The organism is Caballeronia sordidicola (assembly GCF_001544455.2).
Lineage (GTDB): Bacteria > Pseudomonadota > Gammaproteobacteria > Burkholderiales > Burkholderiaceae > Caballeronia > Caballeronia sordidicola.
On sequence record NZ_FCOC02000031.1, the window covers coordinates 40,308 to 61,330 of the forward strand.

General features: G+C 55.1%; 15 protein-coding genes. 12 read left to right on the top strand and 3 right to left on the bottom strand.

Annotated elements, in window-relative coordinates:
- Positions 1 to 3: 3 nt before the first annotated feature.
- The 7 genes from AWB64_RS28770 to AWB64_RS28800 all read left to right on the top strand — a co-directional run bounded on the left by AWB64_RS28770 (position 4) and on the right by AWB64_RS28800 (position 8,053).
- Entirely contained in the window at positions 4 to 1,101 is a 1,098-nt protein-coding gene (locus AWB64_RS28770; protein WP_060858815.1) for a Zn-dependent alcohol dehydrogenase, read from the top strand.
- 2 nt (positions 1,102 to 1,103) lie between these two features.
- A complete protein-coding gene (locus AWB64_RS28775) occupies positions 1,104 to 2,102 on the top strand; it encodes an alpha/beta fold hydrolase (RefSeq protein WP_060858816.1) in 999 nt (332 codons plus the stop codon).
- An 84-nt stretch (positions 2,103 to 2,186) separates the two neighbouring features.
- A complete protein-coding gene (locus AWB64_RS28780; RefSeq protein ID WP_060858817.1) occupies positions 2,187 to 3,185 on the top strand; it encodes a GntR family transcriptional regulator in 999 nt (332 codons plus the stop codon).
- A gap of 235 nt (positions 3,186 to 3,420) precedes the next feature.
- A complete protein-coding gene (locus AWB64_RS28785) occupies positions 3,421 to 3,768 on the top strand; it encodes a hypothetical protein (protein WP_244164242.1) in 348 nt (115 codons plus the stop codon).
- Positions 3,769 to 4,890: 1,122 nt separating this feature from the next.
- A complete protein-coding gene (locus tag AWB64_RS28790) occupies positions 4,891 to 6,048 on the top strand; it encodes a glycosyltransferase (RefSeq protein WP_060858819.1) in 1,158 nt (385 codons plus the stop codon).
- Between the two features lie 57 nt (positions 6,049 to 6,105).
- The gene (locus tag AWB64_RS28795) at positions 6,106 to 7,047 is read left to right on the top strand and encodes a glycosyltransferase (protein WP_060858820.1); all 942 of its coding nucleotides are present in this window, start codon (positions 6,106 to 6,108) and stop codon (positions 7,045 to 7,047) included.
- A 73-nt stretch (positions 7,048 to 7,120) separates the two neighbouring features.
- Positions 7,121 to 8,053 carry a glycosyltransferase family protein gene (locus AWB64_RS28800; RefSeq protein WP_060858821.1) on the top strand — a complete coding sequence of 311 codons (933 nt, stop codon included), beginning with the start codon at positions 7,121 to 7,123 and terminating at the stop codon, positions 8,051 to 8,053.
- A gap of 69 nt (positions 8,054 to 8,122) precedes the next feature.
- Here the strand turns inward: AWB64_RS28800 and AWB64_RS28805 are convergent, their stop codons facing one another.
- The 3 genes from AWB64_RS28805 to AWB64_RS28815 form a co-directional block, all read right to left on the bottom strand.
- On the bottom strand, positions 8,123 to 9,199 hold the full coding sequence (locus AWB64_RS28805; RefSeq protein WP_208603331.1) for a hypothetical protein: 1,077 nt from the start codon (positions 9,197 to 9,199) through the stop codon (positions 8,123 to 8,125).
- Positions 9,200 to 9,239: 40 nt separating this feature from the next.
- Positions 9,240 to 10,460, bottom strand: coding sequence for a polysaccharide biosynthesis protein (locus tag AWB64_RS28810; RefSeq protein ID WP_244164243.1), 1,221 nt, complete (start codon positions 10,458 to 10,460; stop codon positions 9,240 to 9,242).
- Between the two features lie 101 nt (positions 10,461 to 10,561).
- On the bottom strand, positions 10,562 to 12,817 hold the full coding sequence (locus tag AWB64_RS28815; RefSeq protein WP_060858823.1) for a polysaccharide biosynthesis tyrosine autokinase: 2,256 nt from the start codon (positions 12,815 to 12,817) through the stop codon (positions 10,562 to 10,564).
- 686 nt (positions 12,818 to 13,503) lie between these two features.
- Here AWB64_RS28815 and AWB64_RS28820 point away from each other — a divergent pair.
- The 5 genes from AWB64_RS28820 (at position 13,504) to AWB64_RS28840 (ending at position 20,307) form a co-directional block, all read left to right on the top strand.
- Positions 13,504 to 14,439 (top strand): polysaccharide deacetylase family protein, encoded by a 936-nt coding sequence (locus tag AWB64_RS28820; protein WP_060858824.1) that lies wholly within the window; start codon positions 13,504 to 13,506, stop codon positions 14,437 to 14,439.
- A gap of 311 nt (positions 14,440 to 14,750) precedes the next feature.
- Positions 14,751 to 16,394: a NosD domain-containing protein gene (locus AWB64_RS28825; protein WP_244164244.1), complete on the top strand. Its 1,644-nt coding sequence runs from the start codon at positions 14,751 to 14,753 to the stop codon at positions 16,392 to 16,394.
- 263 nt (positions 16,395 to 16,657) lie between these two features.
- A complete protein-coding gene (locus tag AWB64_RS28830; protein WP_244164245.1) occupies positions 16,658 to 17,380 on the top strand; it encodes a hypothetical protein in 723 nt (240 codons plus the stop codon).
- Between the two features lie 309 nt (positions 17,381 to 17,689).
- The gene (locus tag AWB64_RS28835) at positions 17,690 to 18,325 is read left to right on the top strand and encodes an SCO family protein (protein WP_060858833.1); all 636 of its coding nucleotides are present in this window, start codon (positions 17,690 to 17,692) and stop codon (positions 18,323 to 18,325) included.
- A 74-nt stretch (positions 18,326 to 18,399) separates the two neighbouring features.
- Entirely contained in the window at positions 18,400 to 20,307 is a 1,908-nt protein-coding gene (locus AWB64_RS28840; RefSeq protein ID WP_374728655.1) for an RICIN domain-containing protein, read from the top strand.
- The last annotated feature ends 716 nt before the right edge of the window (positions 20,308 to 21,023 follow it).

Sequence of the window (21,023 nt, forward strand, 5' to 3'; positions counted from 1 at the left end):
CCCATGAACTTTGCCGCGGCGGTATTGACTGAAACAGGGCGGCCACTCACCGTCGAGCGCCTGACGCTCGGTGCGCTGGCCGATAACGATGTTGTGGTCAGCGTGCGGGCAACCAGCCTTTGCCACACGGATCTTGAAGCGGTCCGCGGAGATCTTGGCGTGCCGGTGCCGTTCGTGCCTGGCCACGAAGCGGCAGGCGTCGTGCAGTGGGTGGGCAAGGCGGTGACGCATCTCGCGGTGGGCGACCACGTGATCACGTCATGGAATCCGCATTGCAACGGCTGCTTTTATTGCATGAGGCAGCAATCGGTACTTTGCCAGCAGTATCGTGACCGGTCGCCGGCGGCGTGGCATTTCGACGGCAGGCCGCGGCTTTTTCTCGACGAAAACCCGGTGCATCAACTCATGTATTCCGGAAGCTTCGCGGAACTGTGCGTGGTGACGGCCGATTGCGCCGTGCCGATATCGAAGGAGATGCCGTTCGACCGCGCGTGCCTGATCGGCTGCGGCGTGATGACAGGCGTGGGCGCGGTGCTGAACGTCGCCAAGGTCGAGGCCGGAAGCTCGGTCTGCGTGATCGGCTGCGGGTCCGTGGGGTTATCGGCCATACAGGGCGCAAGGCTTGCAGGCGCCGAGCGGATCATCGCGGTCGATCGCGATGCGCACAAGTTGCAGTTGGCAAGCACCTTCGGCGCAACCCATGCGCTCTTAGCCGATGAACATCTCAACGGCGCGCTCGCCGAACTGACATGGGGGCGAGGCGCCGACTATGTGTTCGAAGCAGCAGGAAACCCCGTCGCGTTTCGCGCGAGTCTCGAACTCGTGCGTGTGGGCGGCAACGTGATATGGCTCGGCAAATTGCCCGCGCAAGAAAACCTTTCATTGCGCTGGTCGACGCTGATGGGCGAGAAGCGCATCGTGCGCGCGAGTTATGGCGGCGCGGTGCCCAAGCGCGACTTTCCCATGCTGGTGGACGCGTATTTCAAAGGGACATTGCTGCTGGACGAATACATCACTGACCGCATCAAGCTCGCCGATATCAACATGGGACTGGACCGGCTCGCGCGCGGTATCGACATCCGTTCCGTGATCGAGTTCTGATCATGCCGCATCCGCCGATGCAACCCGGATGGATCGAGTCCGCGCATCATGAATGTGCGCTCGGCGCGTTCCGGCTGGAGTCGGGCGAGTGCATGGACGAGTTGAAGATCTCGTACGTGATCCACGGCGATCTCGCCGATACGTCGAGACCTGTGGTGCTCGGCCTGTGCGCCATTGGCAGTACGCATCACCGGCTCGATTTCCTGATTGGCCGCGAGCGCGCATTCGATCCCGACAAGGTCACGATCATTGTGGCCGATGCCATCGGCAACGGCTTGTCGAGTTCTCCATCGAATTCGCCGAAGCAGCCCGGCCGGCAATTCCCGCGCTTTACAATCCGAGACATGGTCGAAAGCCAGATGGCGCTGCTCGGGCATCTCGGCGTTCACAGCCTGGAATGCGTCGCTGGCGCATCCATGGGCGGCATGCAGGCGCTGCAGTGGGGCGTTTCCTATCCGCGATTCATGCGCAGCATTGTTGCACTGACGCCGATGGCAAAGACCGCGCCATGGGCCGCGGCGATGAACCACGCTGCCCGTCTATGTCTCGAAGCGGGAAGCGGAGGAGCGCAGGCCTGGACCGCGATCATGCACATCTTCGCGATGCGCACGCCAGAACGATTTGCCAGGGACGTGCCCGATGCCACCAACGTTCCTGGCTGGATCGCGCAACGGGCTGCGTGGTTGAGCGAACAGCGGGGCGATCCGTTGGACTGGATTTATCAGTCGTGGGCTTACGATGCGCATGATGTGGGTATGACGCCCGGGTTCGACGGCGATACGGAACGCGCGCTGCAATCGATCCGGGCGCGGACGCTGATTGGCGCGCCCGGGCTGGACCTGTACAACCCGGTCGAAGCGGCCGAGTTCGCAGCAGGTATGATTCAGGACTGCACGTTCCTGCGCTTGCCCTCGACGAGCGGCCACCTCGCGGCCACCGACGCCGACGCGCATTCCGCCGATTTTCTGAACCGCGAGATCGGCCGTTTCCTCGCCCGCTAGTCTGATAGCCGCGCTGCTCCCGCCGATGCAACGATGCGCTAGAGTAAGGCTTCGTCATTTTCGAAACGCGCGCCACGACCCAACATGAGTTCATCAATCGTCACACCAGAGGCTGAGTCGCCTGCAGAATCCAGCGATTCGATTCGTCGACGCGTTTATCTTCTGTTGAGAGAGATGATCGAGTCCGGGCGCATCCTGCCCGGAGAGAAGCTGCTCGAAGCGCAAGTGGCGAAGTCCTTCAGCATCAGCCGCTCTCCGGCGCGATCCGCACTGGCCGCTTTATGTGCCGACAAACTCCTGACGGAAAGCGAAGGGCGGGGCTATCTCGTGGCGGGACGATCCAGCGGCTGCCCGGACGGCCGCTCCGCCACGCTCGATAAACTGGAACTGACGAGCACGCCGCAATGGGAGCGCATGTACGCGGCCGTCGAACGAGAACTCTGCACGCGCGTGCTGTTCGGTTCCGTGCGCATTACGGAAGAGCGGCTCGCGCAACATTTCAACGTCAGCCGTACCGTCGCGCGGGACGTCATGGCGCGCATGCATAGCGTGGGCGCCTTGTCGAAGGATCGCATTGGTCACTGGGTCGCCGAACGCGTCACGGCGGAGCGCATCGGGCATCTGTTTGAAATGCGGCGGCTGCTCGAACCCACCGCGCTGATCCACGCCGCGCCGTTCGTCAGCCGCGAAAAGCTGGGGATCATGCGCGAACGCCTTGCCGCCGAAATCGCGCGCGGCGGCTCGGATATGGATACGGCGGAAACGGATCTGCATATCGATCTGCTTTCACATTGTCCGAACCGTGAGATCGTTCAGGCGCTTGCGCGCACCCATGTGCTGTTCGTGCCGACGCGCTATCTCGCTGATCCGTACCTGAGCATTCCGGGCGAACTGATCGATAACGCGCTTGCCGAGCACCTGCGCGTATTCGACGCGCTTCTTGCCGGCAAGCCCGCACGCGCCGCAAGAGAGTTGCAAAAGCATCTCGACGAAGCCGATACCCGCTGGATGCTGCGTTTTGATCTTGTGAGCCGTCTGGAACAGCCGGAGTTGCCGCCTTATCTGAGCGCGATCCCTTCGTGAAAAAGCGCGCGGCCTGATGTTTGCCTAAAGCGTTCCGGCTGTTGTTTCGGCAGACTTGCCCTCATATGGGTAAGCTCTTGCAATGCGGTTCACGCGATTGACCATACCCCAAATTCCGAAACCCACCTCGCCGACGACTTATCGTGGCAGGATATCGGATGCCGCAATCCAGGCGGATCGCTGCCAATACCTTCCGGCGTTCATTGTAAAAAGTGCAAGTATGGAAACAGGTGATATGAGCCTCCTTCCCGAGGCGCACGCGGAACTACTGTGCTTTGTCGTCGCCACGGCCGCGGCGACGTATGCGCTTGCCAGTGACTGGCGCGTCGACCATGTCGTGATTGCGTGCCGCTCATGGCTTTCGGTCAACCGCCTGAATCTGCCGTGGCTTGAGAGGGTACGCCTTGGGCAACTTGCGTTGCAGATTGCGCAACGCGACCTGCTTACTGTGGGCATTGCGTTAAAACGCGCCGATGTCCAGGGTCTTTTCACCGGCGACATGAGGTTGAATCCGGCAAGTACCGTCGTTCAGCGGATGTTGCAGGTCTGCCGCCACGCGCTGGAGGATCACCGGTTTGCATGAATGCGGACTGGCAGTTACGTGCCGGCCCGCAAGGACGAGTACAGCCGAAAATCAATCGCGATCACGACGGGCGCTCACCGGCAACCTGAAGCAAAGCGTTTGCATTCACAGGGGCTCAGGCGCATGGTGGCCCTTGCGATTTGTCGGATCGGTTCTTCGATCGATTGACGATTTTTTCAACAGTCTGGAAAGCCCACATAAGCACGGTAAGCGTGAGAAAGACGAACATCACGAGCACCACAGAACCCGCGCGTTTGATTTTTAACCACATCAGATCTGCCTCGCCGCATCGAGTGCGCCAAAACCGTGAACGGAGCACGAGTCTTCTACCAGACATAGACTCGAATTAAAAACGGGTGTAATCAAATCCCGGCCTTGTCTCAAGCCTCAGGCCGTCGGCTTATCCAGGCTGACGCCAACCCTCAACCAGCGGTCGGTCCGAGCATACGCTATGGTGCGCCGACAAAAAAGATTCCACCTACTACAAAACGCGCATTATAGAACGAGAAGCTCGCAATTTAATGGCGTCGGAAACCGTTCCAAATCGGTCATTTGCTGTTGGATATACTGACTGTTTTGATTAAAATAATCGTCCTTAAATAATAATAATACTCACAATTCTTATATTATTTTATATGACAAAAACTTATGCTTCTGCGGTGTGTCCTTCCGCACAGAGCAGCATTTTTAATGCTTTTACTGTCACGTAAAGATTTCGTGGCAGGCATTATCGAGATTGAATTTATACTGATGCAGCTTTGTTCGGGGCATGCGTCAACCCGATGGTTAGCTTGTTAAGCAGCACAGTCGAAGGCCGCTTGGCTGCACAGACCGTGCGAATACAGGCCGAAATTATGTCTGCTGAATCTGTCGTTTCCTCGCCGATTTATATCTGATTATTGCTCCTTCGATTTATAAGAAGGTTGCTGAATCCAAAGCAGTAAGTACAGAAATCCCGCAAGCAATGCAGCTGATACCGCAATCCTGCTGCCGCTTTTCGTTTTGGAAAGTGCTTTTGCAATCTACATACCAGATCAATCTCGGGCTCAAGACCGCCAACCAAAACATGAGTCATGAGTATTTCGAAAACCGGGGAAAATTGATAATTGGCGTGGGAGGCCCATGAAAATCGTTCACGTTACAGAGGCATTGGGAGGAGGCGTTTTATCAATGCTGACAGAGCTTTGCAACCGCGCGGTATCAACGGGGGCCGAGGTCACGGTGCTCTATTCCATACGAACTGAGACGCCGAAAAACTTCGCGGAACTGTTCCATCCCAAAGTCGACTTGGTGTATGTCCACATGTGCAGGGAGGTCCACGTCCGGAACGACTGCTTAAGCGTTTGGGGGCTAGTGAGGCAGCTTCGCCGGTGCGGGCCGGACGTCATTCACCTGCACTCCTCAAAAGCGGGTGTGCTGGGGCGAGCAGCTGCAAAGATTGCAACCCCGAATGCAAAGGTGTTCTATTCGCCACACGGTCTTTCTTTTCTTCGCCGCGACGTCTCCCGTAAAAAGCAACTCGCTTATCTGACTTTCGAACGAATGGCGCATTTAATGGGGGGGACGGTCGTTGCTTGCTCACCAAGTGAGCTACATGAGATCGAGACGCAGCTTCGGGTGAAAGACGCCAAACTGATCGAGAACGGCGTCGATATCAATAGTATCCCGCTTCGCGTGGTCCGCGATGACGAAAATGTGGTCATAGGAATGAATGGCCGCGCGTCGTTTCAGAAGCATCAAGAGCTCTTTTTCGCGCTTGCTATCGAGTTACACGATGTGACTGCCAAGTTTCTTTGGATCGGCGGAAACACAGACGAATTGTCCCTTCTTGAGCAAAGCTCGGCTATCACTTGTAGTGGTTGGCTCACACGCTCGCGCGCTTTGGAGTTGATGTCGGGACTGGACATTTATGTCCAGACGTCGCGCTGGGAAGGGATGCCCGTTGCGTTGATCGAAGCACAGGTCGCGGGCATCCCCGCTGTGGTGACCGACGTGGTCGGCAATCGTGACGTTGTGGTTCATGGCGTTACAGGATTTATCGCCTCGACCAAGGAAGAGATGGCAAGTTATCTGAAGCAGTTGCGCGATGACCGGCAGCTTAGAGAGCGAGTGGGCCATGCGGCGCGGGAACTCGCCCTAACCAAGTTTTCAATGGACACGATCTTTCGCAGATGGCTGAACACCTACGAGTCGGCAGTTGAAAAAGATACAAAGGAAGCGTTCGAGAATCGTGTAATCGACCCGTGCGACGTCCAGCCTAATGCGGACGAACCCGCGTAGTTATCACGCACACAATTGATTGATGCGGTTATCGCATCGGCGTTTCGAGGAGCAATAGTGTACAAACTCTTCCTATTACACCCCGGTCGGGCTAATTATCCCGAGCTTATGGCCTACGCAGATTACTATAGGGCGCGCGGCGTTGAGGTGGTAATCGGTACGTTAAGCGATTATAAAGCACTGGAGAATAAGGAAGCTTTCCTCGTGTGGGCAATCATGGGGTTTTATCCGCAACGGATTACCTCGGACTTTGTTATTCACGACTACCGGTCGCTGTCCGTCGGCAGCACGGCGCGGATCAAAGATATCGCAAAGCGTTATCTGAATGCCAAGCCAGATCTTCGCGTTTTTCAGAATACGCTTCAGCAAAACATCATGAGGTTCAACGACGACGTTCCATCGGTGATTCTTCCAATGGGGGTTCCAGAATGGATCTTTGATGTACCGCCATTGCCGCCGAATGCCGAAAATATCGCGGATTTTTGCTATATCGGAGATATGAGCTTCGAGCGAGGCTTCAATTTTGTGATCGATGCATTTCTTGGTAATTTCCAAAATACTGAAGCCTCATTCCTCCTGGTTGGTAAGCCAGAACCTCGCCTTTATGATCGTTACGCTAGCAGGCCAGGCTTGGTCTTCGCTGGGCCCATGCCGCAACGCGACGCGCTCGCCCTTGTAGCCAAATCGTCGGTTGCGGTGTCGTATTTCCCATATCATCGTCCGCATTGTTACCAGACGCCCACTAAGTTGCTGGAATACGCCGCACTCGGAAAAAAGATATTATGCAATGATTCCCCTTCAAATGTTGCGTGCTGCGAAGACTTGCAGATCAATAGCATTATCACCAGTTCTGACATATTTTCCGAAATTACCACGGCGACCATCAATTCCGCGAAATCGAATCAGCGTATTAACTTCACGCAGCTCACATGGGACAATATTATAAAGAATTCAAATATAGACAGTTACATTCTGGCAAAACTCAACATCTACGCATAGCCAATTTAATTCATTTTTCAAAATATCGGATGATAACTATAAAAACCAAGCACAGAGACAGGGGTTTAGAAATATGAAGATATTTATCTTGCACACAGGAAAAGCCAATTATCCGGAAATAAGCGCCTATATCGCGTACTTCCAGAACAAGGGTTACAAAGTTTCTTCTGGGATGATTGCCGACTATGGAAAAATTGGCGATCCTGAAAATTATGTGCTCTGGTGCATTATGGGGTTTTATCCCAAAAAACTGGTGTCGCGTTACATCATTCATGATTATCGTTCCTTGTCCGTCGGAAGTTACATAACGCTGAAAGACGCTGCAAAAAGGGTGTTGCAGCCGCGTCCGCATCTGCGGATTTTCCAGAACAGTTCCATGCGTGAGCTGATGAACTTCAAAGACGGCGTAGAAACGATTCTGTTGCCAATGGGTGTACCAGACTGGATTTTTTCAAGCCAAACGCCACGTAACCGGTCGCTACCTTCCGGGACATTCTGCTATATGGGTGAGATCACGCGGGAGAGGGGCGTTCATGAATTCCTTGCAGGGTTCGTTTCTGCCGGGCGATCGTCCGAGACGCTGGTGCTTGTCGGCGCTGTAGAAAAGGAAATTGCCAACGAATATCAAGGTGCACCTGGCCTGATATTTACGGGAAGATTGTCGCAACGCGATGCGCTCGACGTCGTTAAGAACTGCACCTTTGCAATATCGACGATTCCATACACACGTCCATACAACGTTCAAACGCCGACGAAGCTTCTTGAGTATGCTGCGCTCGGGAAAAGGATTATCTGTAACGACTCGCCGTCCAATCTGAATGCCGCTGCTGCGTTCGGCATACAGTGCAAAGTGACCGGCCCGGACATATTCGCCGGAATGGGACATCTGTCGGACAACGCGGTCCCGCTCAACGACCCTTCGACGCTGGAGCATCTACGTTGGAACAACATAATTGCCGCCTCGGGTATAGATCGCTGCTTGGACGACGCGGTCCACATTCGCTGATGCCGTGAACTGCCGTTCATGTAGTACTGAGCGAATTTCCGAATGCGGTCGCCTGGTCTTCTATCCCGGCTAAGATGCATCGGACTCCTGCGCTGATCGCGACGAGAGCAATAGATACATTAAGAGCGGTGAAATGGGCGAAAGGTGGCGGAGGAACGAGCCGTAGTCAGGCTCGAAGATCGCCTGGGTTACAAGAAAGCTGAATGCAAAGCAAAAGCACAGCTTCTCGAAGCGGCGAGGTTCCCGGAGCGCTTTCCACGTACGGTAGCGCGAAAACATGGGAACAAGCGTGAAAAAAGTGCAGATTCCGCCAATAGTCTGAGTTGCCACGCCTGAGAGGATCAGCGGCACGGGAAACAGGAACGTGCTCAAGATAAGCATGGCGTTAGTTACATCCGAGACCATATTACCTCCCGGAATGAATTGCACAATAAGCGAAGCGACCTCGGTTGGATCTCTCGTTTCGTTCACCATCTGCCGTGCAAAATCCAGCGCTTCGCCGTACTGGATGCGGAAGTCCACGGCCACGCATGCGAACACGAGGACGGCAAGCGCAATGAGAAACGGAAGCCTGCGAAAAAATGGCGGCCCAAAGTAAAGCATCAAGGTTGGAACAAGCGTGATCGCCCAATAAGAACGAAAGAAGATCGCGATAACCGATGAACAGGTTATGAAGACCAGGATCAAGAACCGCGAATCTTTGCATAGGAGAAGGAGCAACACTGCTAGCGATATGACAATTTCCTTGGAAAGCATCCCGATGTACACCGTTTGATCAAAAAGCCAAAAGCACGTGATCAGGAATTCCATACAGCTCAGGCTCTTCACTTCCGATCGCCAGATTGCGAATACGAATCCTAAGGTCGAGCCAAAAAATCCGACTACCGTGATCGCTAGCGTGCTCAACCCGAGTGAACGAAAAATCCACGCAAGATTGTCGAACGCGTCGCCGAACGCTTCAAAATGCACGTCGGCGATCATTCGTTCAAGAATGAACTGTTCATCCAATAAAAATCTGGCGGGAAGCGTTGATTCATGGCTAATGGCAACGAAGCATAGAAGGGATAACACCAGCAGCCAGATCGCTGCGGACACACCCGGACTCGCGCTTTCCCCGATCACGCCGGGCAATTTGACAATACGCACGTTGATTCCCTCCAGTTGCCAGGAGCGCAAACCCAATGGCTTATACAGCAGACTCTAGCCTTGGGCTACCTTTGGCCACGTTGACGGAGTAATAAATGCCGATGCATGCCACCAACGTTCCGGATAAACTCAGAAGGAGAATGACCAGCATGAAATCCAATTTGAAGATGCTGGTAGCGCCAAAAATAAGGAAGATGCTTACCGTACTCATTATCTGGATCAAAAGGTCGAATTTTTGCTGGTTGAAAACAATAAAGACCTGAGCCAGCGATCCGAACACGGCCATAGCCAGGAAGTATGGGCAGAAGACCAGATAAACGTGCATTGACGGCTGCCAAAGATCGCCCATCTTGAAATTGATAATGAGAGCGAGGCCAAGGTAGCCGGCGAAGATAAGCAGCACGCTGAGCGGCATGAGAATCCGCGAGAAAGAAGTTGCTGGATTGCGAATGCTGCCCGTGCCGTTTCCATTTTCCACAAGATCGATCAGATCGCGGCGGAATACGGCACCGAGGCTTTGAGATAAAAGGGACGCCGGAAAATATCCGACGCGGTATGCCAAGGCGAACACGCCCGCATCGTGTGGTGCGAATGCAAGCGGCATAAGGATCGCGATCGAATAGATCACAACTGAATTGAGAGACGTGGTCGGTAGCGAAAATTTGGCGTAATCCAGTTGCAAACGCGAAAACTGAAGGCACCGCCGCGTCAACATTGCCCGGTTAGAAAATAAGTAGCTGAACAATGGAAGAGCGGCCGATGCAAAAAAGACCAAGCTGTACACAACAAAAATGTGCGCGCCGCTCCATGTGGTTTTTGCGACCGTCATGAGCACGACGAATACCAATGCAAACACGACATTCGGAAGCGCGCGCTGCACGGCGATACCGACATACCTACGTTCACTTGCCAGTGCTGAACCGAGTGCTGCCTGATAAAAGACACCGCAAGAAAGCAAAAGCACGGACATGTACTTTTCCTGTCCGCTGGCGACACCAAGGCCGGCCAAAAGCAGCGCTATCGCAGTCGCCACAATGCTTGAACTAACCAGCGCTTCAACGGCGATTTTCTTTTCCGCCGCCATGCAGGCGACCTCTAGCCGCAAGCCTAGCACCGATCCTGCGAAAAGCCCGATTGCGTTCAACTGACTGAAGTAGCCGAGTTCGCTCGGCCCGCAAAACTTTCCTATCAAGATTACTGCGATGAAATTTGCGGTCTGGCTCAAGATGACGCCCGCGACGCTGACGACCGAATGCTTCACATTTACGATCATTGTCTAGTCAGGGTTCGGTATGACAAGGCCAAGTCAGCCATACCGCATTCATCTTCCGCGGGATGGCGCTAATTATGAAAAACAAAAAATCAACTACCCGATTTGGTTTCTGCCGCAACAGTCGAATACTGGAACTGATACGAAGAATATCGGTCGCGGCCCGCTGCGCTGAGGCTGTAGCGGTATGCGGCGGGATCGAACGCGTTGAAGATCACACCTTTCAGCTCTACGCTCGCTTGCCTGAGCCGCTTTACCGATTCGCGCAGTTCGCCCGCAGATGTCGTGCCAAAACGCGCGACGAGAAACACGCTGCCGCAGCGATCCGCCAGCACCGCTGCATCGGAGACGGCAAGTACGGGCGGAGTATCGATGAGCACCATGTCGTAACTGCTGCCGATCGAATCCAACAGGAGTCCCATCTGATCGCTCATCAAAAGCTCCGCAGGGTTGGGCGGCGTCGTGCCGTTTGCGAGGAAGTCGAGCCCAGGCGCGACGTTACGCTGCAGCGCCTGATCCACCGTGGCACGTTGCATCAACACATCGGAAAGTCCCGGCTGGGCTTTTTTGCCGAAATATTGATTCAGGTGTCCCCTGCGCAGGTCGGAATCGACCAGCAGCACGCGCTTGCCGGCGCTTGTCATCACGACCGCGAGATTCGCGCACAGAAACGATTTGCCGATTTGTTCGCTCGGACCGGTGAGCAACACGCGATTGCTTCCTGCATCCAGCATTGCCAGCCGCAGCGCTATGCGCAACCCTCGCAGGCTTTCCACCGACGGGTCCTCCGGTGCATGCGTTGCAAGCAGGAACAGACCATCCTTGCGCGTCCGGGCTTCTTGCTCAAGGTTCGCTTGCATGCGCGAAACTGGCACGGTTGCATAAACGGTCAGCCCGGTTTGTTCTTCGATATCTTGAGGATCTCTAATGCCGCCACGAATGCTATGACGGACAAACGTCACCACCACCCCCAGCAGAAGCCCGAGCGCTGCCGAGGCGGCGATCAGCAGCGGTTTGTTCGGCTTGACAGGATCTTTCGCTACAACAGGGCGGTCAAGCAAACGCACAGTACCGACTTTGCCCGCTTTGACCAGTTTTAACTGTTGCATGTTATTTAGCATGCCGACATAAAGGTCATTGTTCACGCGGACGTCACGCGTTAGCCGTAGAGATTCCTGCTCCAGTTGAGGCAGGTCGGTCATTCGCTGCGACAAGGAAGCTGCTTTGTCGCTCAGAGCGGCAATTTGTTGATCGACGGCCCGAACTGCCGGATAGTCTCCGGTAAAATGCCCGGCGAGTTCCATGCGTTTTTGCTTGAGCGCAATCAGATTTGCCTGCAAGTCGACACTTTCTTTCAGATAGGTTTTGCCTTCCTCACTCAGGTCGAACGTACCACGCTTGATTCGCAAAGCGTTATAGCTGCTCTCCGAACTCTCAAGGTCGCTCTTGAGTTGCGGAAGTAAATCACCAAGGAACGCCAAGGATTTCTCCGCCTCGGCGGCTTTTCGGGCGATGTTCGTTGCGACGTATTCTTCGCCGATCTCGTTGAGGATTTTTGCCGTCAATTGCCGGTCCGCACCAGTCAATGACGCGCTGATAATGCCACTTTGCTTGCCCTTCTCTAAGATGAACAGCTTGTCTTGCAGAGTTTCCAGCGTCTTCAGCCGTGACTTGCGCACCAGAATGAACTCGGTTCCGGGGTTGGCGTTGAGTGCCTGCACGCGGATCGTGACTAATCCAACATCTTCGTTCGAGACGATCGTCTCGCCGACTCGCCCATAAATCGGCGCGTCGAGATTTTTCTGCCTGACCTTGTATCGACCATTCCCAAGCGAGGTTAGCTTGAAGTCTTCGCCTTCGAGATCCTCGGGCACGTCAAAGACAGCGACGTTGATCGATTCATTGCCCCATGCATAGCCGCCAGCTCCTAGCAGGCCAGGTGTTGACAGGCCTTTATTCCAGCGCGCGAGAAAGCTTCCGATCAGCGGAAAGCGCTTAGGTTCCGCATTGATATAAAGCTTAAGATTATCAACGGCTTTTCCAACCACCATGCGGGAACGCAGCACTTCGATCTGCGCAGTAGTTTCCGTTTTGACGTCGAAAAGACTTGATACGTCGCCAAGCAGACTTTTTGTGTTGGTAGGAACTTCCTGTTCAACTTGAATCAAAATGTCTGATTGATAAACAGGAGGCGAGAGAAAGCTGTACGCGGTTCCTAGAGCCAAGACAGTGCCGGCGATTGCGAGGACCAGCCAACGGTGCGCGGAGATCACGTCGAGATACTGGACCAGATCGATATTATTTTGGCGTTGGTTGGCAGCCTGCAACCTGGGAGAAAGCTCGTTCATAAGGCGCCCATCATTGATGAAGAGGTTTAGCCGATCGCTTGTATCAACCCGGCGAAGCGCTGACGCAAGCTAGGTTCCGGTGTTGCGGTTGTGTTGGCTTGATCCAATGCCCCGAACGCCGGGACGTTTCGATTCTGCTATCCAGCTCGTATCATTCACAAGAATTCGGCAACGCCGAGTGGACTTTCTTTTGTCTGAACGGAAGATGTGCGGCGACAAGACTACGTAATACTAATAATTCGGCTCATCCCTCGGCGCTCACTCCGTTTTGGTCTGGTTGCCGGGATACGGTGTGAAGAAGCACTTCAATGCCAATGTCTTTGAAGCTCGACCAATGCAATCTAGCCATGCAGGAAAGTCTTGCTTGCGGGTATGCCAAAGCAGGGCGCAAAAGCGTTCTTCCCATCTAGCACAATCACAGTCTGCGATGCAGTTTTAATCCCGTCCGTTCGCAAACGCACAGCGAAGGAGCTAAATAAACCGTTCTTCCTGGTGGCAAGAAAGCGGTATAGGGTAAAAAGACTTACTTGATTTTCTTCAGACGTGATGCACCCGTACGGAACGGATTTGCTTGGAACTTCGGCCGCGCCGGACTTGATGTGTGTGTAACCGTACGTTCATGGGTTATTGAGGACTGTATAACGATATGCAACGCATGCGCACGCACAGGACAATCTAGAGGCGACATGAAACCGACGCCAATGACGCGAACGATCCTGACACAATCGGTTATTCTCGACGTCCTGAAGACGGTAACGCGTCTTATGCTGTGGCGAGATCGAGTCGCCGTGCTCTTGTATCACGATCCGAATCCCGCGACACTCGACGCCCATCTTCAATATCTGAAGCAGTACTGCGACTTCGTTCCGATGTCCGAGGTCAATACGCCCGGCAGAGGCCGCCCCCGCGCAGCACTTACGTTCGACGATGGTCATGTCGGGAATGCAGCGTTGCTGCCGGTGTTTATCAAGCACGGCATTCGTCCGACGATCTATATATGCAGCAGTATCGTGGCGCATGAACGCACGCACTGGTGGCTTACGCCGGGAGCACAACGCGCAGGGATCAAGCGCCTGATAAAACTGGCAAATGCCGAACGGCTCGAAGAACTGGCGTCGTATGGATACCAGCAGCACGAACGCAGCATTGATACCCCGGTCAGCGGACTGAGCCGCGAACAAATCGAGGCGATGCTTCCTCACGTCGACTTCCAGTCTCACACGCGCTTTCATCCGACGCTCACGCGCCTGAATGTTGAAGAATGCACCGACGAACTGGTGTGCTCGAAGCAAGAGGTGGAGCAACTCACGGGCGCGTCTTGCGAACACTTTGCGTATCCGTACGGCCGATACACAGCCCGCGAAGTGGAAATACTCAAGGCGACGGGATACAAGACCGCGCGCACCACGGCGGTGGGCTGGAATGACGAGAGGACCGATCCGTATCGCCTCAGGGCGTTCGACATTGAGGACGACTCCTCCGTGCCGTGGTTTGCGGCGCAGATGACCGGCGTTCCGCTGGCGTGGCGAGTCTTGCCATTGGGAGCGATCAAGTCCGCACTCATGCGGATACCTGGAGTGACCAGAATCCGCAAACCCCAGACAAACGCCGAGAACAAGTAGGTGACTTGATCGGCGCAGTGCTCTTCGTCAACGAACGCCGCAGCGTTTGGTCAACTAGCGCGATTGATCGTCGCGCAAGCTGTTTCCGGCGACTCGTTCACACTCAGTATCCGTAATGTCGCCCGCCCATTCAGCGCGGCTTGAACCTGCGAGAACATGCCGTGACTGAACCGAGGCGCAACTTTCTGACGAGAATCTCCACGACTGCCGGCGTCGCTATTGCGAGTTATTTCGCGGCCGTGCCAGCAGCAGCGGCAAAAGAGTGTGTGCCAGATTGTGAAGCAAGCGTGCTTGACTTCATGGCGCCAGACATGCGCGACGATGCACGCCGGGGAACGCCATCGCTCGACCACAGCGTTGCAATACAAAAAGCGTTCGGCAGCGGCGTGGCAATCATCAATGTACCTGGCGGCTACGTATTCCAGCTCAGGCATCCGCTCAAAATTGGCAAAAAATTGCGCGTGCAGGGCGGCGGCGAGTTGCGCTTTACTGCCGGCATTGCCACTGATGCCGCAATTACGGTGACGGCGGACGCATGTGAATTCGATGGAATTCTTCTCACCAACTGGAACTTGCTTCAATCGAATACGGGCGCTAGAAACGTCGGCATCATGTTTCGCGCAAGCGCAGGAACCGTGACGCGTTCGACGATTCGTCAATTCCAGAACGGAATTCAGGTGGAGTCAACTGGCGAGTATCACGACTTCATCATCTCCAACAACAGGATTCTGGATTGCATTGGCGCAGGTGGCGGGCCATTGCAAACCTCAAGCTATGGCGAGGACCGCGGGGATGGGATCACGGTCTGGGGCTGCGCCGCTACTATTGTCGGTAATCTCGTGACGGCCAAGGTTGGTCAAGACTGCCGCATAGGCATCCATCTCGAAGGGCTTGCCGACTATCATGCTGAGTCGTTCCCCCTACAGGACAATATGTGTACTGTGGTCGGTAACGTTGTACGCGGATCGTTTCGGCGCAGCATCGTTTCCGAAAACGTCAACAATTCGACGATCACGGGCAATACCGTGGAAGGCGCGAAATGGTGGGGCATCGCCATCATTCGCTCGCTCGCCTGCTCGGTCACCGGTAACACGGTGATCATTGATCGCGCGGCAACCGATGGTACCGGGTCGTCCTGGGAGCCGATTCACGCGGGCATCGCTGTTTATGGTGGAGCGGTGCAATGTGTCATATCGGGCAATACCATCGATCTCACGCGCGGTCACGCACAAGCGGCGATCTCCCTGCAGGGATCGGACATTGACTCGGCCGTGGCCGTCAAACAGCGGGCGACGACCGACGGCACCGCGCGGGTCACGCTAACGGCTGCCAACCCGGCGGTCCAACTCGGGCAACTGATTACGGGCGCAGGCGTGCCCAACGCAACTTTCGTCATCAGTGTCTCCGCAAAAATGCTGGTTGCAAGCAATCCGATCGCAGCTGGCGCGCCGCTCCTTACATTCAAGTGGCATGAACGCGGGGAGGGTACTACCGTCACCAACAACAGCGTTCTGTGCAATGCCGCTGATGGCGCGGCCGGCATCCTGGCGCTTCATCAAAATTCCCCGTCGATCCTTGGTAACAATCTGCGCTACATGGGAATGAATGGCATACATTGTTCCGACGTGTCCGATCCCGTTATCAACGGCAACACTGTGGTCGGTCAGGCAAGCGTCAAGCACGGCATACATCTCGAATCGAATCCAAGCGGCGCCGTGATCGTCGGCAACGTCGTTGAAGGGTTCGACGGCCCCGGTGGAAGCGGCATTAAAGCGGTAAATCGTACGGGCGGCGTGGTCTCAGCCAATCTTATACGGCGGTGTGCAACCGCCATCAACCTCAACGGCTGCACCAGTATGTCGGCTAGTGGAAATAGTTCGATCGGCTGCGGCGACAGTTACACCGAAACTCACGGCACCGGGATGATCTTATCGAACAACGTCAGCGCTAATTGATCGCTTGATTCGAATGATCAGGCAAACTAACTTTGAGCCGATTTGATCACCCGTGCATGCACGCGACGTTACGCAACGCACATAACTGCCAACAAACTCCGTGACAACTGAAAGCATTCCTTGAGATATTTGAAAGACACTTAAGACGAACTATTGCGCAAGCGACATCGCACGAGGTGCTTATGGAACCTTCGCCAAATCAAGTGTCGGACTGTGGATTAAGACGCGTAACGGATCAGGGACTCGATACATTGAGCCTCGAAATGGATGCGACCGGCGTTGGAACTCTTCGCAATGTTCTTTCGCCAGACGAAATCTATATGTCAAGCGCTTATGTTCAGCGTGAGCTGGACAAACATCAGCGCCAGATGTTCATTTATGCCGGGCATACCTGGCTTGACGAGTCACCGCTTGCGGCATTCACCGACTCGCCTGACCTGCTGCGAATACTCGACGGGCTTTACCAACGCGGCACAGGGCGTCAAGCCGCGGAAAAAATAATTGTCCCCGCTTTGCGAGTGCTATCGGGCGATCTTGGACTTAAGGCCTCGAACCTGTTCCACTATGACACTTATGTCGTTACCGCGCTGCTACCGCTCACCATTCCGAACTGCCCGAACGAGCCGTGCGGCGATCTGGTGATGTACCCGAACCTGCGCAAGATCCGGTCGTCATCAATGGTCAACCTTGCCGAAAAGGCATTCATGCAGAACTCGTTGACGCGCAGGGCGCTCGCGTCCCCGGTCGTGCGGCGGACGTTCGGTGCACGCGTCGTACTGCTTCAGCCCGGCAACATGTATTTCTTCTGGGGGATGCGATCGCTCCATGCGAACGAGGCGTGCCTGCCGCAGAGCGTCAGGTCAACGGTTCTGTTTCACTTTGTCAACCCGCACTCAGGCGGGATACTGGACAACTTTCGCGAGTGGGCTCACCACAGAAATTCTGCGCCATCCAAAGGCGGGTTTCAATCTATCTACAATCCATAGCAATGCGTCGAATGGAGTTTGACTAATCGAGAGCCCCATGGGGCGAAGTAGATGACTTGCTTAATAACGTAAGGGGAGCAGCAACGTAAGGTCAGCAAAGAAATCCTTGTTCCTCGTTTTTGGAGAAGTGCTCATCAAGATGCTAAGTTATGTGCGCAAGTGCACATCAAGAGCGCTTCGGATTCGCATAAGATGAGATCAACATGATGAGCATCACTATGCGGTATGCATCACGCTGAATGGCGTTTTTTGATGGTGTGAAATTTGGTAATTCGTCACGCTCTTGCGGAGTACGATGCCTTGTTCCATCTGAAAATTTACGAGTACCCGGAAACCTCTCATTCGGGTTCTGCTCGTCTATGGTCCCGGCGCACCCTGCTGCGTAACGCCGCGGTGCTCGCAACGGCGACTGCATGCCCCTCCTTGTATGCGCAGCATGGAACAATCGGTCTTGTTAGCCCACCAGCCCGTCTTGACGATACCTTCTTAATCGATCAGACCGGCAAGAAGCAGCTACTCAGCAGCTTCCTTCTCCAGCGCGTCACAGCAGTTCAAACTATTTACACGGGCTGCGGATCGGTTTGTCCCCTCCAAGGTGCGCTGTTCAGCGCGGTTCAAGAACGCCTGCCGCAGATCCACGGTCGCTACCCGGTCCAATTGCTGTCGATCGGAATCGATCCGCTTTCCGATTCGCCGTCCGCTCTCCATTATTGGCTCACGCGTTTTCAAGCTGGTCCGGCATGGAACGCGGCGACGCCTGCGTTGCAAGACGTCGATCAAATGCGCAAGACACTCTCGGGTAGTCAATTGCCGCTTGGGAACATAGCCGATCACGCTACACAGATCTATTGCTTCGATGCGAGCGCAAGACTTCGCTGGCGCAGCCCTGAGTTTCCGCGCGCGGACGACGTTAGGGATGTGCTGAGCGCGCTTGCGAATGGGTGACTCAATTCAATGGAGGACAGATCGTGGCGCGAATCTGTTTCGTCGGGATAATCTTGCCGTCATTCCGCAGATGCGTGAATGCGCTGGTCTCCATTGTCTTTGCAGGGGTCCTTGTCACGCTTTCCAGCGCCGTCACGGCGCAAACCGTCGGGTCGATCTCCGTAAACGCCGCAACTTTGTGTGCGGACGTCGATTCGGCGTCGACCACGCCGGGCGCTGCGGTGAACTCATGGGGTTGCAGCGGCGGTGGCAATCAGCAGTGGCGACCTGTTGTCAATGGGAGTACGTACGAATTCGTCAACCAGAACAGCAGCCTGTGCATGGACGTTTCGGGTGAGAGCATGAACGCTGGTGGGGCGGTCATCCAATGGACCTGCAATAATCAAAACAACCAGAATTTCACGCTGAAGCCGCAAGGTAACGGGTACGCGATCGTCGCGTCGCACAGTGGCTTGTGTCTGGCCGCAATGAGCTTGACGGGCTGGAGTCAGCCGATCGAGCAGCAGGTATGCAACGGAAGCGCCGTGCAGACTTGGCAGTTGAGTGGCCTGAACGTAAAGACGCTGCCATCGAAGTGGACGGCGCCGATCACGCTGCCAATGGTTCCAGCGGCAGCGGCGAATCTTCCCACTGGGAACGTGGTGGTCTGGTCCGCCGATATGCAGCTTGATTTCACTTCCGGGGAGATAACACCAGGAAAGACCTATACGGCAGTCTTTAATCCCACGGCAGGAACGTTCAAGCAAATGCTGGTGAGCAATACCGGGCACGACATGTTCTGCCCCGGGATTGCGAATCTGCCGGATGGCCGCTTGCTTGTGAATGGCGGGTCGAGCAGTTCCAAGACGAGTCTTTACTCGGCGACAACCGGTGCATGGTCCTCGGTCGATCTGATGAATATCCCGCGCGGTTACGAAGGCACGGTTACGCTCAGTAACGGAAGTGTATTCACGCTCGGAGGTTCGTGGAATGGGGGCGAAGGAGGGAAGAACGGCGAGACGTGGACCTCCGGTTCGGGCTGGAGATTGAACACCGCGATCCTTGCCGACTATATTCTCACGAATGACGCGGGCGGCATTTTCCGCGCGGACAATCACGCCTGGATGTTCGCGGTGTCCAACGGCCGGGTTTTCCACGCGGGACCGAGCGTAGCCATGCACTGGTTCGACACAGCTGGTAACGGCACCGTAACGGATGCCGGCAAGCGGGCCAATGACACCGACGCAATGAATGGCAACGCGGTCATGTACGACATCGGCAAGATTCTCGCCGTGGGCGGTGCTCCGAGCTACGAGCAGGCTAACGCGACGTCGAATGCTACTTTGATTGATATCAGTACCGGCACGGCGGTTGCGACGGCGCTTCCTTCAATGGCCTACAAAAGGGCATTCAGCAGCAGCGTAGCGTTGCCCAATGGACAGGTTGTGGTGGTGGGCGGGCAGGCGTTCGCACAGCCTTTCTCGGACGACACTGCGGTGCTGACGCCGGAGCTATGGGATCCGACGACGAAAGTCTTTTCACAACTCGCGCCTCAAGCTGTACCACGGACCTATCACAGCGTCGCATTGCTATTGCCAGACGGACGTGTGCTGAGCGGCGGTGGCGGATTATGCGGTGGTTGCGCAACGAATCACACCAACGTTGAAATACTGACCCCGCCTTATCTGCTAAATGCGGATGGGACCGCAGCAACGCGGCCAACTCTCAGCGCAGCGCCGGCCGACGCCACCCTCGGCACTTCGATTGCCGTAACGGCCAGTAGCGGCATCAAGGCATTCGCGCTGATGCGGTTGTCGTCGAATACGCATGCTGTCAATAATGAACAACGGCGCGTGCCGGTAGCCTTCACTGTAGGCACGGGTGGTGAATACCTGCTCAAGATTCCGTCCGATCCCGGTGTTGCAGTGCCAGGCTACTATATGCTTTTTGCCATGAACTCAAAGGGTGTGCCGAGCCTGTCCCTTACGCTGCGTCTGCACTGATGATCGGACAACGCTTCCTGTGTTTATCGGTCCGTGTAGCCATCAACGTGGCATTGATCACCATGGCCGGTCTGGCACGTGGCGAGCTCTCTTGCGCTTCGGACAACCTTGGGTGCGCGATCTTCTCCGGTGAGCACCCGGTTGCAGGGCACCTTCGTGGCGACAATCAGCTTCTGCCGTCCTGGACTACACGATGCATTAACTGCCATTCTCAAACTTCCACAGGAACCGCCTTTGCACCACCGCTGACGACGAGTAACCTGCTTGATGCGAAGAGTCGTCGAGGAGGGCCGCCCAGCCGTTACGACTCGCAATCTTTTTGTCGCGCGGTCAGGGACGGCATTGATCCGGCGAATGTCTTACTGCGCAAAGCCATGCCCAACTATCGAATATCAGAAAGCGAGTGTGCTGCGGTCTGGCGGTATGTGATGGCGCCGTAATTGCTTTAGGAACGGCAATGCGTTCGCGCTGCTTAGTAATGTGCTTATCATTCGCTTTAATCGATCTCACGAAGGTGTCAGGTTCCCGCCTATTGATTAAGGTAAGTTCGTCGGCCGCCCCGGTTATTGGTCCATCTCAACATTTATGAATTTTACATAAGATAAATTATCAACTTTTTTACTGTAGGGGCAATATCCTAATGTCGTGTTTTGCTTCTGGTGCGATGCTGGGAGCTTCCGATCCAACGATGGGAGCTCGCCATGCAGCCTACCGAA

Coding starts and splice junctions, on each gene's coding strand:
- AWB64_RS28815 (WP_060858823.1), bottom strand. CDS start 12,817: ATGAACGAGCTTTCTCCCAGGTTGCAGGCTGCCAACCAACGCCAAAAT.
- AWB64_RS28770 (WP_060858815.1), top strand. CDS start 4: ATGAACTTTGCCGCGGCGGTATTGACTGAAACAGGGCGGCCACTCACC.
- AWB64_RS28775 (WP_060858816.1), top strand. CDS start 1,104: ATGCCGCATCCGCCGATGCAACCCGGATGGATCGAGTCCGCGCATCAT.
- AWB64_RS28780 (WP_060858817.1), top strand. CDS start 2,187: ATGAGTTCATCAATCGTCACACCAGAGGCTGAGTCGCCTGCAGAATCC.
- AWB64_RS28790 (WP_060858819.1), top strand. CDS start 4,891: ATGAAAATCGTTCACGTTACAGAGGCATTGGGAGGAGGCGTTTTATCA.
- AWB64_RS28830 (WP_244164245.1), top strand. CDS start 16,658: ATGGATGCGACCGGCGTTGGAACTCTTCGCAATGTTCTTTCGCCAGAC.
- AWB64_RS28800 (WP_060858821.1), top strand. CDS start 7,121: ATGAAGATATTTATCTTGCACACAGGAAAAGCCAATTATCCGGAAATA.
- AWB64_RS28825 (WP_244164244.1), top strand. CDS start 14,751: ATGCGCGACGATGCACGCCGGGGAACGCCATCGCTCGACCACAGCGTT.
- AWB64_RS28785 (WP_244164242.1), top strand. CDS start 3,421: ATGAGCCTCCTTCCCGAGGCGCACGCGGAACTACTGTGCTTTGTCGTC.
- AWB64_RS28820 (WP_060858824.1), top strand. CDS start 13,504: ATGAAACCGACGCCAATGACGCGAACGATCCTGACACAATCGGTTATT.